Genomic DNA, 14418 nt, shown 5'->3' on the forward strand with positions numbered 1-14418 from the left:
GCGCATATGGCGGCCGGCTCCGTATCGGCCGCGCCGCTTGGCGATGCGCCCGCGTGGGACGCCTATGTCGCGCAGCATAGCGGTGCGAGCCCCTTTCACAGCCGCTTGTGGTGCGAGGCGATCACGCACGCGACGGGACATCGCTGCCATCTCGTCACGACGCGAGATGCAGGAGGAGCGCTCACGGGCCTGCTGCCGCTCCACCATATCCGCTCGCGAATTTTCGGAGAGGCGCTCGTCGCGAGCGGCTTTGCCGTCGGCGGCGGGATTCTCGCCGACAGCCCGGCGGTGGGCGCGGCGCTCGCCGAAGGCGCCGCGGACATTGCCCGATCGCTGGGCGTCTCCTCGGTTGAGCTCCGCGGCGGGCCGCTGCCCGAAGACGCGGGGTGGCATCGTGAAGAGGGGGTCTATGCGGGCTTTGCCCGCGGGCTTGCGCGAGATGACGAGGCTGAACTGCTGGCGATCCCGCGCAAGCAGCGCGCCGAGGTGCGCAAGGCCCTCGCCGGCAATCTTCGCGTCACGACCGGGCGCGATGACGCCGAGCGGCGCGATCATTACCGCGTTTACGCCGAAAGCGTGCGCAATCTGGGGACGCCGGTCTTCCCGCGCGGCTTGTTCGATGCCGTCCTCGATGCCTTCGGCGATGATGCGGAAATCCTGACCGTGCGCGAGAGGGACCGCCCGGTCGCCAGCGTTCTCAGCCTCTACTGGCGCGGCGCGGTGATGCCCTATTGGGGGGGCGGTACTTTCGAGGCGCGGCGCCTGCGCGCAAATGAGCTCATGTATTACGCGCTGATGGGCCGCGCGCGCGAACGGGGATGCACGCGCTTCGATTTCGGGCGCTCGAAGTTCGGGACCGGACCCTTTTCCTACAAGAAGAACTGGGGCTTCGAGCCCGAACCGCTCGTCTATGCGCGCTGGCTCGCGCCCGGCGAGCAGCCCCGCGATACCAATCCCAACAGCGCCAGATACCGGATGCAGGTCGAGGCGTGGAAGAAACTGCCGCTTTGGGCGGCGAACCGCCTCGGGCCGCTGATCGCGCGCGGGCTCGGCTGATGGCCGAAATATTGTTCCTCGTGCACCGCGCGCCGTGGCCGCCCGACCGCGGCGACAGGATCCGCAGCTGGCACATGTTCGAGGCGCTCACCCGGCTCGCCCCGGTCCATGTTGCCGCACTTGCCGACAATGCCGCCGAAGCCGCGCTGGCGCGCGCCAGGATGGCGCCGCGCTGCAAGAGCCTTGCGATCGAGGTGCGCAAGGCGTCGCGTCCGCTCGCGCTTGCCGTGGCGGTCCTGCGGGGCGAGCCCGTGTCGAACAGGCTCTTTCGAAGCCGCGCGATTGCAGCCTATGTCGATGCGCTGCTTCCCGCGCGCGCGATCACCCACATCGTCGCCTTTTCCGGGCAGATGGCGCAATATCTGCCCGCGCGTTTCGATGGCAGATTGATCATGGATTTTGTCGACGTCGATTCGGCGAAATTCGCAACCTATGCCGAGAACGACCGGCCAGGGCCGATGCGCTGGGTCCATGCGCGCGAGGCGAAGCGGCTCGGCCGCTTCGAGGCCGAGATCGCGCGCGCTGTCGATGCAAGCCTATTCGTCAGCGAAGCAGAGGCTGCGCTGTTTCGCGAGCGCACCGGGCTTGGCGCCGACCGCGTCCGCGCGGTCGGAAACGGGATCGATACCAGGCGCTTTGACCCCGCACAGCCGCTGGCAAGAGTGGGGGAGGGCGAGGGGCCGCTTGCGGTTTTCACCGGCCAGATGGATTATCGCCCGAATATCGACGCGGTGCGCTGGTTTGCGAAGGATATCCTGCCGAGGGTCCGCGAGCGGCACCCCGAGGCGCGCTTTGCGATTGTCGGCCGTGCACCAACCGCCGAGGTGCGCGCGCTCGAGGAATGCCCCGGCGTTCGCGTCACCGGCCAGATCCCTGACGTTCGGCCGTGGCTCGCCGCCGCCGATGCGGTGGTCGCGCCGCTGCTACTCGCACGCGGCGTCCAGAACAAGCTGCTCGAGGCGATGGCGATGGCGCGCCCCGTGGTTGCAAGCAGCGCCGCCGCGACCGGGATCGATGCCGAAGCCGGCACGCATCTCATCGTGGCCGACGGCGCCGCAGCGATGGCCGCTGCGGTCTGCTCGCTTTTCGATGATCCGGAGCGGGGCGCGCGCATGGGCGCGGCCGCGCGCGAGCGGATGATCGCCCGCTATGGCTGGGAGGCGCGGCTCGAGCCGCTCGGGCGGCTGCTGGGACTCGCGGCATGATCGCGCGCGCTCTTTCGCGTCCCGGCAGCTGGTCGCTCTGGCAGCGGCATCTTGCAGCGCTTGCGGCGCTTTCGTCGGCGCTCCTCATCCTCTTTCGTGAGGATGCCGCCGACATGGCGGCCATTTGGTGGACAAGTTCGACCTTCAGCCACTGCCTGCTCCTGCTCCCGATCATTGGCTGGCTCGTCGCGCAGCGCGCGGCGCTCCTGAGGGCGCTGACCCCCGCCTATTGGTGGCCTGCGCTGGCATGGATCGGGGGTTCCAGCGCCTTGTGGCTGGTCGGCGAGGCGGCCGCGCTTGCTCTTTTCCGGCAGCTCGCCCTCGTCATGATGCTCCAGGGGGCGGTCGCGGTGACGCTCGGGCCGCGGCTGGTGCGCGCGCTCCTGTTTCCGCTCGCCTATGCGCTGCTCCTCGTGCCCTTCGGCGAGGAACTCGTGCCGCTGCTCCAGACGCTGACCGCGCATATCTCTCTTGCGCTTCTTCATCTTGTGGGACGCACGGCAGAGATGGAAGGGGTGTTCATCACGACGCGCGCGGGCTTCTTCGAGGTCGCTGAAGCCTGCTCGGGCGTCAATTTCCTGATCGCGATGCTCGCCTATTCGCTGCTTGCTGCGCATCTTTGCTTTCTGAGCTGGACGCGGCGGATCGTCTTTGTCGCGTCAGCGCTCGCCGCGACGATCCTCGCCAATGCGCTGCGCGCCTTTGGCACGATGATCGCCGCCGAGATCTGGGGCATCGAGGCCGCGGGCGGGATCGACCATGTCCTTTACGGCTGGATCTTCTTCGGCCTCGTCATCTTCGCGGTGATGTTCGCCGCGCGGCGCTGGTTCGACCGGCCCGCGAATGACGCAGCGGTCGATATCGCGGGGCTTAAGGGACGGCCGGGCCTTGTCGCTCCCGCGAAAGCCGTGCTGCCTGCTGCGCTTGCGATCCCCTTGCTTTTCGCCGCATGGGGTGCCCTTTCTGCCGCACGCGCGGCGCCGCTTCCCGCCGAGATGACGATCGAGGCGCCACCCGGCTGGAGCGTTTCCACATCACAGCGCATTGTCTGGGCTCCGCGCTTCGACGGGGCAGACCGCGAGCATTTGCGTCATTTCGCTGATGCTGATGGTCGCCGCGTCACCGCCGCGATCGGGGGCTATGAGCGGCAGGCCGAAGGGCGCGAGGTCGCGGCTTACGGCCAGGGGGCGATCGATCCTGCGGGCCCGTGGGCGTGGAGCGCATCGCTGCCACCGATTGAAGGGGCGAAGACCGAGCGGCTTTTGCACCGCGGACCGGTGCTGCGCGATGCAGCGACCTGGTATGTCGTCGGCGGCCGCGCGACGGGGAGCACGCGCCGCGCGAAACTCGCCGCGCTCAAAGCGCGCCTGTTCGGCGGCGATCCGCGCGCGCTCTCGATCATCGTCTCGAGCGAGGAAGGCGAGGGCGGCGCGCGCGCGATCGCCGATTTCGTCGCAGCGTCAGGCGGGGCGCAACTGATGGCTGACCGCGCGCTGAAAAGCCGTTAGAGCATCGCGCGCATGTGCGGGATTGCGGGCCTCTATCATCTGGAAACGGCAAAGCCGGTCGATCCTGCGCGGCTGCGCGCGATGCTCGAGCCGATGGGTCACCGCGGACCCGACGGATCGGGCGTGTGGACGGCGCCGGGCGTGGGGCTTGCGCATCTTCGCCTCTCGATCATTGACATCGCGGGCAGCCCGCAGCCGATGGCGAGCGACGATGAGAAAGTGACGCTCACCTACAACGGCGAAATCTATAATTTCCGCGAGTTGCGCGCTGAACTTGAGGATCATGGGCACCGCTTCCGCACCAGCGGCGACACCGAGGTGATCATCGCGGCGTGGCGGCAGTGGGGCGCGGACTGCCTGTCGCGCCTCAACGGCATGTTTGCCTTCGCGCTCCACGATCGCGCTCGCGGCGCCTTGTTTCTCGCGCGCGACCGGCTCGGGGTGAAACCGCTTCACTACGCCCGGCTTTCGGACGGCTCGATTGCCTTTGCATCCGAGCTCAAGGGATTGCTGCGCCACCCCCTCCTGCGGCAGGAGGCCAATCTGTCAGCGGTCGAGGATTTCCTGGCTCTCGGCTACGTCCCCGACGACAATTGCATTGTCACCGGGGTGCACAAGCTTCCCGCCGGTCATTTTCTCCTCCTTGAACGGGGCAAGTCGCTGCCCGCACCCTCCTCCTGGTGGGCGCCCGACTTTTCGCGGCGCATTCGCGCGAGCGAGGACGAAGCGGCGGAACATCTCCTCTATCTGATGCGCGCTGCGGTGCGCGATCGCATGGTCGCCGACGTGCCGCTCGGCGCCTTTCTCTCGGGCGGGGTCGATTCTAGCGCGGTTGTCGCGCTGATGGCGGAGGCGAGCGCCAAGGCGGTCAAGACCTGCACGATCGGCTTCGACGAGGCCGCGCTCGACGAAACGGACTATGCGCGCAAGATTGCCGAGCGCTTCGCGACCGACCACAGGACGCGCGAGGTTGCCGCCGCCGACTTCGCGCTCGTCGATCGCATCGCCGACATGTTTGACGAGCCCTTCGCCGATGCCAGCGCGCTGCCCACATATCGGGTCTGCGAGCTCGCGCGCGAGGAGGTGACGGTCGCACTCTCGGGGGACGGCGCCGACGAGGCTTTCGCCGGCTATCGGCGGCTCGTCTTCCAGCACCAGGAAGAACGGCTGCGCGGAATGATTCCGTCCTTCCTGCGCCAGGGCGTGCTCGGCCCGCTCGCGCGCGTCTGGCCGCAGATGGACTGGGCGCCGCGTCCGCTGCGCGCCCGCGCGACGCTCGCGAGCCTCTCAAAAAGCGGAGCCGAAGGCTATGCCGAGGCGGTCGGCGTGACGGGCCCTGCGCAGCGCGCGCGGCTCTTCAACGATGCGGCCCGCCGGGCGCTCGGCGATCATGTTGCCGAGGCGCGCTATTGGCAGGCGATGAGCAAGGCACCGGCGCGCGAGCCCCTCGACCGGGCGCAATATGCCGATCTCAAGATCTGGCTTCCCGGCGACATATTGACCAAGACCGACCGGATGAGCATGGCGGTGAGCCTCGAAGCGCGCGAGCCCTTGCTCGACTACCGCCTTGTCGAATTTGCCGCGAGCCTCCCCGCCGCAATGCGCGTCAAGGGGACAACCGGAAAGGCAGTGCTCAAGCGCGCGATGGAGCCCTATCTGCCCCGCGACATTCTCTATCGCCCCAAAATGGGGTTCGTGACGCCCGTTTCGCAATGGTTCCGCGGGGCGCTCGCGGGCGAGGCCCGCGCGCTCGCCACCTCCTCGACGCTTGCGCGCTCGGGCTGGTTCGACATGGCCGAAATCGAGCGCGTCGTCGCGGCGCACCAGTCGGGCAGGCGCGATCACGGGCGGCTGATCTGGCAATATTTCATGCTCGAAAAGTCGCTGGCCAGGCTGTTCGGGCTCTGACCGCTGCCGCCCCGCCTGCGCGCGGGGATCGCTCCCGATAGCCACCGCATCTTAACCCTTGGCCGCTAGGCTCGCCACCGATGACGGTCCATCCCGCCTTTCCTGTCGATGGCACGCTGGTGCCTGCCGGCGCTTCGCCGGTTACGGTGCGCGTTGCCGACCCGCTCGCGCTTTCGAGCGACTTGGCCGCCGCGTGGGACTCGCTCGCAGCAGAGGCGAGCGAGCCCAATCCCTTTGCCGAGCGCTGGTGCCTCCAATCGGCGCTTCATTTGCTCGACCCCGACCGGCAAGCGCGGCTGGTGATCGTCCGCGATGGACATGCAGGGCCGGTGATCGGCGTCATGCCTCTTGCCGCCGCGACCCGCTACGGGCGCCTTCCGCTGCGCCATGTCGCGGGGTGGGCGCATCCCAATCATTTTCACGGCGCCCCGCTAGTGCGAGCGGGATGCGAGACATTGTTTTGGTCGATCCTGCTCGGATGGTGCGACGCGGCCCCTTGGGCGCGCACGCTCCTCCATCTGCCGCGGCTCACCGAGGAGGGGCCGCTCCACCGCGCGCTCGTCGAGGCGGCGCGTGCGCGCGGCGGCGAGGCCGTGACGGTCCACCGCGAAGAGCGCGCGCTTCTCGAGAGCGATCTGTCGCCCGAGGCCTATTGGGATGCAGCGGTCCGCGCGAAAAAGCGCAAGGAGTTGCGGAGGCAGGCAAGCCGGCTCGCGGAATTGGGCGCGCCTGCCTTTCGCCGCTGGCAGGAGGGCGAGGCGCTCGACCCGTGGCTCGATGCCTTCCTTGAGCTCGAGGCGCGCGGCTGGAAAGGACGCGCGGGCTCCGCGCTCGCCAGCCACGCCGATACGCAAGCCTGGTTTCGCGCGATGCTGACGGGCGCGGCGGCTGCCGGCAGGCTTGATCTGCGCGCTCTTGATCTTGACGGCCGTCCGATCGCCATGCTGGTGAGCTTCCTCTCGCCGCCCGGCGGCTTTTCCTTCAAGACCGCGTTCGACGAGGATTATTCCCGCTTTTCGCCGGGCGTGCTGCTTCAGCAGGCCAATCTTGACCTCTTGAACGATCCCCGAATTGCCTGGGCCGACAGCTGCGCTGCGCCGGGTCATCCCATGATCGACAGCGTCTGGCGCGAGCGGCGCCGTCTCGTCTGGGTCAATGTGCCGCTTGGGGGGCGTGCCGACCGCATGCGCTTCGCCGCGCTGCGCCAAGTGGAAACCTTATGGCGGCGCTGGAAGCGTTCCGCCGAAATCCAGGACCAGCCATGACTGTGCATCAAGCCATCTCTCGCCCCGTTTTTCCTGCCGAAGCGCTGAACGCGATGGAGCGCCTCTATCCCCTGGAGGCGGGCCTCCTCCGTCACCGATTGCCTGACCACCCCTTGCTGTCGCTTGTGGCGCTCGCCGATCTCGGCGAGCGGCTGCCCGCGGCGCAGGTCGAATATAATCCCGGAGACCTGCCGGTCGGCATCCGACCCGAAGAGGTGCCCTCGAACGGCCTTTCGATCGGCGAGACGATCCGCACGATCGACACGAACCGGAGCTGGGCCGTGCTCAAGAACATCGAAAGCGAGCCCGCCTATCGCGATCTGCTGCTTGGTCTGCTTGCAGAGCTGAAACCTGTCGTCGAGCCGCGCACCGGGGCGATGCTGACCCCCCAGGGCTTTATCTTCATCTCGTCGCCAGGCTCGATCACCCCTTATCATTTCGACCCTGAGCATAATATCCTGCTCCAGCTCAAGGGGCGCAAGGTGATGAATGTCTGGCCTGCAGGCGACGAGCGCTTTGCGCACCGCATCGAGCATGAGCGCTATCACACGGGCGGTCACCGAAACCTGCCCTGGGAGGATAGCTTCGAAGGCGGACAGCAGCGCGTGCCGCTTGGCCCGGGTGATGCGGTGCTGATGCCGGTGATGGCGCCGCATTTCGTCGCCAATGGCGACGCGCCCTCGATCTCGCTCTCGATCACCTGGCGCAGCGAATGGAGCTACCGCGAATCCGAGGCGCATGCGGCCAACGCGGCGCTGCGGCGCATGGGATTTGACCCCGCCATGCCGCCGCGCTGGCCGGCCCATGCCCGCGCTAAAACGATCGGCTGGCGGATCGCGCGCAAGCTCCGCCTCGTTCATTGATCCTTGAGTTCTCGGGTGCGGCGGCTTCGGGTTGTACCCGGGCGCGGCTTGAGCCTTTTGGCGCAACGGATGATTGGGTCCGGTGCATAAAAGAGAGAATGAGGGCGCACTCGACAGATTGCTTTCCATTGCGCCGATTTGGCGTTATGGGCGCGCATCCTGAAATTTCGAGCCCATAGAGGATAGATGGCGAAAGAAGAACTTCTGGAAATGCGCGGCCAGGTGGTCGAATTGCTTCCCAACGCGATGTTCCGCGTCAGACTGGAAAACGACCACGAGATTCTCGGCCATACGGCCGGCAAGATGCGCAAGAACCGCATCCGCGTGCTGGTGGGCGACGAAGTGCTCGTCGAACTCACCCCCTATGACCTGACCAAGGGTCGGATCACCTATCGCTTCAAGTGAGCGGCGCGGCCTTACCTTCCGCCCCCATGCGAAATCTGGTTTTGGCCTCGACTTCCCCGCGCCGGCGCGAATTGCTGGCGCGGATCGGCGTGACGCCCACCCGCATCGTCGCCCCCGACATCGATGAAACCCCGCAGAAGGGTGAGCTTCCGCGCGCCTATGTCGCCCGCCTCGCCGAGTGCAAGGCGTTTGCAGTAAAGCGCGCTGCCGGCGAGGTCGTACTCGCGGGCGATACGACCGTCGCCGCCGGACGCCGCATTCTCGAAAAGCCCGCCGACGAGGCCGACTTACGGCGCATGCTCGGCTTGCTTTCGGGCCGCCGGCACCGTGTCTGGTCGGGTGTCTGCGTCGTCGATGCGGACGGGAAACCGCGTGTGCGCGTTGTCGATACGGTCGTTGCCTTCAAGGTGCTGAGCCCCGAGGAGATCGACTGGTATGTCGCAAGCGGCGAGGGAATGGGAAAGGCGGGTGGCTATGCCATCCAGGGACGCGCCGAGACGTTCGTACGTTTCCTCTCGGGGAGCCATTCGAACGTGGTGGGCCTGCCGCTTTTCGAGACGCGCGCGCTCTTGAGCGCCGCTGGCGTGCCGCTTGGCTGAGTGGGTCTACGAGGCCGGAATCGGCGAAGCGCGCGCCGCGCTCATCGAGGACGGCCGGATCATCGAGGCGCGGCTCGAGCGCGAGAGCGAAGGCCCCCGCGTCGGTGCCGTGCTCGGCGCGCGGCTCGTTGAAGCGGGCCGGCTCCTTCTCGATGCGCCTGGCGAACCGGCGGCGACTATCGGTGGCGTGCCTCCGGGCGCCTCGATCGGCGCGCGTCTTACCGTTGAGATTACGCGCATGGCCCTGCGCGAGCGCGGGCGCGACAAGCCCGCCCGGGCCCGCCTTGCCGAGGCGGGAACCCCTCTTTCAGATGGTCCCGACCTGCGGGCGCGCATCGAGGCGGCGGGCCTTCCTGTCACCGATGCGCAGGCAAGGGGGGGCGACCTTTTCGAGGAGGCCGGCTGGTCAGAGCTTATCGACCATGTGCGCACGGGGCATTGGCCGTTTGCAAGCGGCGCGCTGTGGGTCGACGCAACGCCCGCTATGCTGCTCATTGACATCGACGGCGAGGGCGATGGCTTCGCGCTTGCCAAGGCGGGAGCGGCGGCGGCGGCGCACCTTATCCGGTGCTGCGATATTGGCGGCTCGATCGGTATCGACTTTCCCTCGCTTCCCGGACGCGCCGAGCGGCAGGCGATCGATGCGCTGATCGACGCGCTGCTGCCTCAGCCCTTCGAGCGCACCGCGACCAATGGCTTCGGCTTCCTGCAGATCGTCCGCCGGCGCGAGCGGCCATCGCTCGTCGAGCAGGTGCGTTTCGGCGCGGCCGCGACCGACGCGGCGGCGCTGCTCCGCCAGGCCGAGCGCGCCGTTGGCCACGGACCTTTGCAACTCACCGCGCGTCCGGCCGTTGCCGATCATATCAGGACGCATCCTGGCTGGATCGCCGAACTTGAGCGGCGCACGGGGCGACCGGTCGCGATCGCGGTTGACGCCGCCATGAGAGGAGCAGGTCATGCCCAATGAGGCCTTCGCAAGGCCGCGCCGGTGCCCGCTCTGCGGCAAACCGCGCGTCGAGGAATATAAGCCATTTTGCAGTCGCGGTTGCCGCGACCGCGACCTCAACCGCTGGTTCGATGAGGGCTACCGCGTGCCGGTTGACCAGCCGCCCGATGGGACCGCTGACGATGATCGTTTCGACGAAGGCTGATACGCAAAAATAGGGCGATAAAGCCACTGGACAGGACGAAATGGCCTGCCTATAGCCGCCGCTCGCCAGCAGGCCGACCGGCCTTGCGGAGCCCGTGCCCGGGTAGCTCAGTTGGTAGAGCATGCGACTGAAAATCGCAGTGTCGGTGGTTCGATCCCGCCCCCGGGCACCACGGCCTTATTCAGGCCATCCCAGATCATCCCAAAAAATTCGGGCTCTTCCCCGTGAACGGGGGATGAGGGTGGATCAGACCCGATTGATGACGCCATTCCAACCGCAAAGAGCGAGCACGCGCAAGCGGTAGTTGTGAAAGTTGCGGAAGCCGAACGCGCGGCGCGAGATCATCTCCATCTTTGTGTGAAAGCCCTCGGTGATTCCATTGTTCCTGGAAAAGCGCCACATGCGGGCGACGGGCTCGAGCCAGCTGGTCAGGGTATCGGCGAGGGACTTGAGGGGGCTGGCGGCGAACTGATCGATCAGCCTGAGCAGGTCGGGGATAAGCTGGCTGGCCTTTTTGGCATTGAGGGATTTTTGCGTCAGCAGGAGGGCCATGTCCTGCTTGGCAGTGTAGAGGGCTTCGAGCACCGGATTGGCTTTCAGGTAGACGGCCAGCCTTTTGCGCTGTTCTTCGCTTAGCTTCCATCGATGGCGCCGCATCAAACTGAGCAGCCCGCGATTCTTTCGGCCCTCGGGATCGAAGCGCTTCCATCCTTCGAGGAAATGCTGGTTGAGCAGCCGACCTCGTAGCAGTCCCTTTCGACCTGTACCTTGAGCACTTCCCAACCTTCCAGCCAGGCTTGTTTCTTCAGCTTGGTGACAGGCTGCCACTTGTCTTGCGGCCCCGCATTGCAGCGAACATCGCCATCAGCGAGTGCCGGGCTGGAGACGCCAAATGCAATCGATATGGCAAGGCCGACGGCGAGTGGGTCAACTCACCCATGGCCCGGAAATGGCCAGCGTGGCGGTCGGGCTATAGGCATTGACGAATAGAGTTCGCCCGTCGGGCGACCAGCAGGCCCCGGCAAGCTCGGTCTGGGTGCGTAGCCGCGCGAACGGATAGGCAAGCCCATCCGGCGTAATGCCGCGCAGGTGGTTATCGACCACGTCGGTATACTGGTCCTCGCACACAATCAGGTGGCCGTTAGGCGACACGGTGAGGTTGTCGCCGTAGTTGAACTGGTCGGGAGACGTGCTTTCGAAAAAGAGCTCGAGCCGGTCGGCGCCAGGGACGAACCGGAACACCTGTCCTAGCTTAGCCGCGCCACCGGAGGTACAGCAGAAATAGAGTTCGCCAGCGCCCATATGAATGCCCTCGCCACGCGCGAACAGCATTGCCCCTTTCGCGGCGCCGCGCAGACGCAGGTCGTCGTCTGGGCTTTCGACATTATCGAGATCGACCCAGCGGACGCTTCGCATGGTGCCGGTAGCCAGCGCCGCATCGTTCCAGTTGCGGCTGTCGGCAATGCCGTCCATCGCGAGCGCCTGGAGCTTGCCGCCATTGACGAGATTGGTGGGCGTGTTTGGAATGAATCGGTAAACGAGGCCGTCGTCGCGATCCTCGGTCATGTAGACGATGCCGGTTTCGGGATCGACCGCCGCAGCTTCATGATTGAAACGCCCCATCGCCTTGACCGGAACCGGATCAATCAGACCAGGCGCCGTCGCTGGAACCTCGAACACCCATCCGTGATCGTGCCCAACGCCTTCGCCCGCGCGCGTGACATCTTCCTCGCAGGACAGCCAACTGCCCCAGGGCGTGATGCCACCGGCGCAATTGCGGATCGTGCCCGCGAGCGAGCGGTATTCGCGTTCGACTTCAAGCGTCGCGGCATCGAGCACCAGCGTGGTCGTCCCGCCAGGCAGCACCGCGCCGCCGATGCGCTTGTCAAAGCCCGAGGCGAGCGCGCCACCCGCGTCGTGCTGCACTTTCAGTTCGTGATTGCGCACCAGCGCGATCTTGCCGCCGCCGAGATCGAAACAGCCCATCCCGTCCGCGCGATCTGGCACAGTGCCACCGTCGTCCATCGCGTCGCCAAGGCGCGAGATCACGCGGTACGAAAAGCCCTTTTCCGGCAGGTCGAGCAGGCCCGCCGGGTCCAGCTTCAGCGCGCCGTAAGGGCTGGCCGAGGTCGCGCCGGTCAACGCCGACTGTCGCGCGACGCAGCCGCTGGCAAGCAGCGCGGCGAACGCGCTGCCGGTTGCAAGGAACGTTCGCCTGTCGGTGTTCATTGCCCCAATGCCTTTACTGATTACCTGTCGCTTCAAGGATCGCCTGCCAAGATACCAGCTTGAAGTTTTGCGCGTAGGGCCGGTTGTCGCCGTCTTGGGCCACGAACAGCCCGTTTGGGTAGGCAGTTCCGAAATCGCCGGGTACGAGATCTATCCCGTCGGTTTCTTGCGTCGCGCCGTATGTGCCAGCGGCAATGCGAAAGCGACCGGCTGGTTCCATGCCGGGCAGGCGAAAAAGCGCGTAGGCGTTATCGCCCTGACTCGAGGCGACAAGGAACCCGCCGTTCTCGCCTTCGGGCCAGATCGCCAGCCCCTCGACATCGGCGACCAATTGCTTGCCGTCGGTTTCAGTGACGAGTTCGCCTTCGGTTGCACCGGGCGCAAAACGCCAGATGCCACGCGTTTCCTCACCGACATAAAGCGTGCCGTCACGCGGATCGACGACGCAGCCTTCGGGCTGGGTGGCAACGCGCAGGGTACGCAGCGGGCGGAAGGAAAGCGCTGGCACAAGATCGATCGCGATCTCGCTGACAGTGCCGTTCTTCAACGGCGAATAGGTGCGCACCTCATCGCCGATCCGAGCCATGCAGAAACCGTACCCTTCGCCCGCCCCCACCTGCCCTTTGCCGAGTAGCGAGAGTTCGCCGGTTGCGGTATCGAGACGGAAGACCTGTATCGCCGCATTGGCCGGGTCGTTGCGGTCGCTCGCAGCGACGATCAATCCCGCCTCACCAAGATCGACGAGGTCGACATTGTTGACCAGTCCCGCCGCGAAGGACCCGCGCTGCTTGCCGTCCAAGCCGTAGACGTAAAGCCCCGCTTTCTTGTCGGTCGCGACGATCAGGCTTTGCGCCGGGTCAGCGGGATTGCGCCAGATTGCGGGATCGTCCGCCGCGTCGGCATTGGCGGTACCGACGGGCTCGGTCTCGCCCGAAGCGGAGACGACCACCGCCGGGAGCGAATTGACCGGTGGAGTCATCGCGCAGCCCGCGAGCGCCACTGCGCCCGAAAGAGAAACAAGCACGCGCATCAGAACGTCAGCCGCGCGCCGAACTTCATCGTCCAGTTATAGCGCTCGTACTGGTAGAGGTTCTGGCCGCCGCCCAGCGTGTTGTAGGCAAAGTATTTGGCGTCGTTGATGTTCACCCACTCGTAATAGAGCTGGATCGTGTCGTTGACACGGTATTTCGCGCTGAGATCGAGCTGGAAGTGATCGTCGACGTAGCGGTCGAAATCCGCCTCGTCGCCCATCTCGTCGAGGTACTTGTCGCGGTAAGTGCCAGCCAGCCGGATCGAGAACGGCCCCTTCTCATAGCCCAGCGTCACATTGGCGGTGTGCTTCGAGGTGGACGGCAGGCTGATCTTGCGAAGGTCGGTGGCGTCACCGTCTATCGGGACCATGCCGCTGGCGTCGGTGTAGGTATAGTTTGCCTGGACTAGCAGCCCGTCGAACGGCTCGGGTAGTTCGGTGAACGCCTTGGAGAAGCCCAGTTCGATTCCCCAAACCTCCGCGCTCGGCCCATTGATCGGGATCACCGCCTCGTTGAAGGCAATGCCGTTGAAGGTATCGTCCTCACGCACTGTATCGACGATGTAGTTCTTGATGTCCTTGTAGAAGAACGCGGCTGTCAGCGCGGCGTTGCGACCGAAGTAATATTCGGCCGAGGCATCGAAGTTCCACGCCTTGTAGGGCTTGAGCGCCGGGTTGCCGAATTCGCCCTCGCGCTCGCCCTCGTCGTTTTCCTCGACCATGAAGCGCGGCGCGAGCTTGGACAGCTTAGGGCGCACAAGGCTCTTGTACCCGGCAAGACGCAGGATCACGTCGGGCTGCGCCTCATAGCGAATGTTGAGGCTTGGCAGCCAGTCGCTGTATTTTTTCTCGAACATGACGGGCGTGACGAACACGGTGTCGTCGCCAGCGATTGAGCCATCGGGCAGTGTGCCGTCTTCCTCGATCAGCGTGACGAGGTTGCCGGATATATCGTTCGAGGTGTGCTCGTAGCGGACACCGCCAATGACGCGCAGCGCGGAAGTCTCGTAACGGCCGAGCAGGTAGCCAGCCATGATGTCCTCGCTCACCGCATAATCGTCGGCAGCTGAATCGAACTGGGTGTCAACGTCCTGCAGCTCGAACTGGCCAAGGTTGTCGTAGAAGAAGTTGGTTGCCCCCTTGAAACTCGCCACCGGCCCGATGTCGGTTATGCGGTAGGTTTGCTCTCCGACCACGTC

The 14418-nt window shown here is 65.9% G+C and carries 14 protein-coding genes, 1 tRNA gene and 1 pseudogene; 11 read left to right on the top strand and 5 right to left on the bottom strand.

Translation table 11 applies throughout. From position 1 onward, the window contains the following. The first annotated feature begins 6 nt into the window (after positions 1 to 6). The 11 genes from LH20_RS06150 to LH20_RS06200 all read left to right on the top strand — a co-directional run bounded on the left by LH20_RS06150 (position 7) and on the right by LH20_RS06200 (position 10132). A complete protein-coding gene (locus LH20_RS06150) occupies positions 7 to 1056 on the top strand; it encodes a FemAB family XrtA/PEP-CTERM system-associated protein (protein WP_053553460.1) in 1050 nt (349 codons plus the stop codon). After that, on the top strand, positions 1056 to 2261 hold the full coding sequence (locus tag LH20_RS06155) for a TIGR03087 family PEP-CTERM/XrtA system glycosyltransferase (RefSeq protein ID WP_053553461.1): 1206 nt from the start codon (positions 1056 to 1058) through the stop codon (positions 2259 to 2261). The genes LH20_RS06150 and LH20_RS06155 overlap by 1 nt, the downstream gene beginning before the upstream one ends. Continuing rightward, a complete protein-coding gene (xrtA, locus tag LH20_RS06160) occupies positions 2258 to 3769 on the top strand; it encodes an exosortase A (RefSeq protein ID WP_053553462.1) in 1512 nt (503 codons plus the stop codon). Before LH20_RS06155 ends, xrtA begins: the two co-directional genes overlap by 4 nt. A gap of 12 nt (positions 3770 to 3781) precedes the next feature. After that, a complete protein-coding gene (locus LH20_RS06165; protein ID WP_053553463.1) occupies positions 3782 to 5677 on the top strand; it encodes an XrtA/PEP-CTERM system amidotransferase in 1896 nt (631 codons plus the stop codon). Between the two features lie 80 nt (positions 5678 to 5757). Continuing rightward, positions 5758 to 6942, top strand: a complete 1185-nt coding sequence (locus LH20_RS06170; protein WP_053553464.1) for a GNAT family N-acetyltransferase — start codon at positions 5758 to 5760, stop codon at positions 6940 to 6942. Beyond that, positions 6939 to 7805, top strand: a complete 867-nt coding sequence (locus LH20_RS06175) for a transcriptional regulator (RefSeq protein ID WP_053553465.1) — start codon at positions 6939 to 6941, stop codon at positions 7803 to 7805. The genes LH20_RS06170 and LH20_RS06175 overlap by 4 nt, the downstream gene beginning before the upstream one ends. 186 nt (positions 7806 to 7991) lie before the next feature. After that, positions 7992 to 8210: a translation initiation factor IF-1 gene (gene infA / locus LH20_RS06180; protein WP_003049127.1), complete on the top strand. Its 219-nt coding sequence runs from the start codon at positions 7992 to 7994 to the stop codon at positions 8208 to 8210. A gap of 26 nt (positions 8211 to 8236) precedes the next feature. After that, on the top strand, positions 8237 to 8809 hold the full coding sequence (locus LH20_RS06185; RefSeq protein ID WP_053553466.1) for a Maf family protein: 573 nt from the start codon (positions 8237 to 8239) through the stop codon (positions 8807 to 8809). Next, positions 8802 to 9776: a ribonuclease gene (locus tag LH20_RS06190; protein ID WP_053553467.1), complete on the top strand. Its 975-nt coding sequence runs from the start codon at positions 8802 to 8804 to the stop codon at positions 9774 to 9776. Before LH20_RS06185 ends, LH20_RS06190 begins: the two co-directional genes overlap by 8 nt. Next, positions 9766 to 9960, top strand: a complete 195-nt coding sequence (locus LH20_RS06195; protein ID WP_053553468.1) for a DNA gyrase inhibitor YacG — start codon at positions 9766 to 9768, stop codon at positions 9958 to 9960. Before LH20_RS06190 ends, LH20_RS06195 begins: the two co-directional genes overlap by 11 nt. Positions 9961 to 10056: 96 nt before the next feature. Then, positions 10057 to 10132 (top strand) — tRNA-Phe (locus tag LH20_RS06200). A 74-nt stretch (positions 10133 to 10206) separates the two neighbouring features. Here LH20_RS06200 and LH20_RS06205 read toward each other — a convergent pair. The 5 genes and pseudogenes from LH20_RS06205 to LH20_RS06220 form a co-directional block, all read right to left on the bottom strand. Further along, positions 10207 to 10743 carry a transposase gene (locus LH20_RS06205; protein ID WP_144423536.1) on the bottom strand — a complete coding sequence of 179 codons (537 nt, stop codon included), beginning with the start codon at positions 10741 to 10743 and terminating at the stop codon, positions 10207 to 10209. Between the two features lie 14 nt (positions 10744 to 10757). Further along, positions 10758 to 10865: pseudogene (locus tag LH20_RS24390) on the bottom strand (hypothetical protein); the annotation flags it as partial. A 22-nt stretch (positions 10866 to 10887) separates the two neighbouring features. Then, on the bottom strand, positions 10888 to 12189 hold the full coding sequence (locus tag LH20_RS06210; RefSeq protein WP_053553469.1) for an alkaline phosphatase PhoX: 1302 nt from the start codon (positions 12187 to 12189) through the stop codon (positions 10888 to 10890). Between the two features lie 13 nt (positions 12190 to 12202). Beyond that, on the bottom strand, positions 12203 to 13219 hold the full coding sequence (locus tag LH20_RS06215; RefSeq protein ID WP_053553470.1) for a phytase: 1017 nt from the start codon (positions 13217 to 13219) through the stop codon (positions 12203 to 12205). After that, positions 13219 to 14415, bottom strand: a complete 1197-nt coding sequence (locus LH20_RS06220; RefSeq protein WP_053553471.1) for a TonB-dependent receptor domain-containing protein — start codon at positions 14413 to 14415, stop codon at positions 13219 to 13221. The genes LH20_RS06215 and LH20_RS06220 overlap by 1 nt, the downstream gene beginning before the upstream one ends. Positions 14416 to 14418: the final 3 nt, after the last annotated feature.

Source organism: Sphingopyxis sp. 113P3 (assembly GCF_001278035.1).
GTDB lineage: Bacteria > Pseudomonadota > Alphaproteobacteria > Sphingomonadales > Sphingomonadaceae > Sphingopyxis.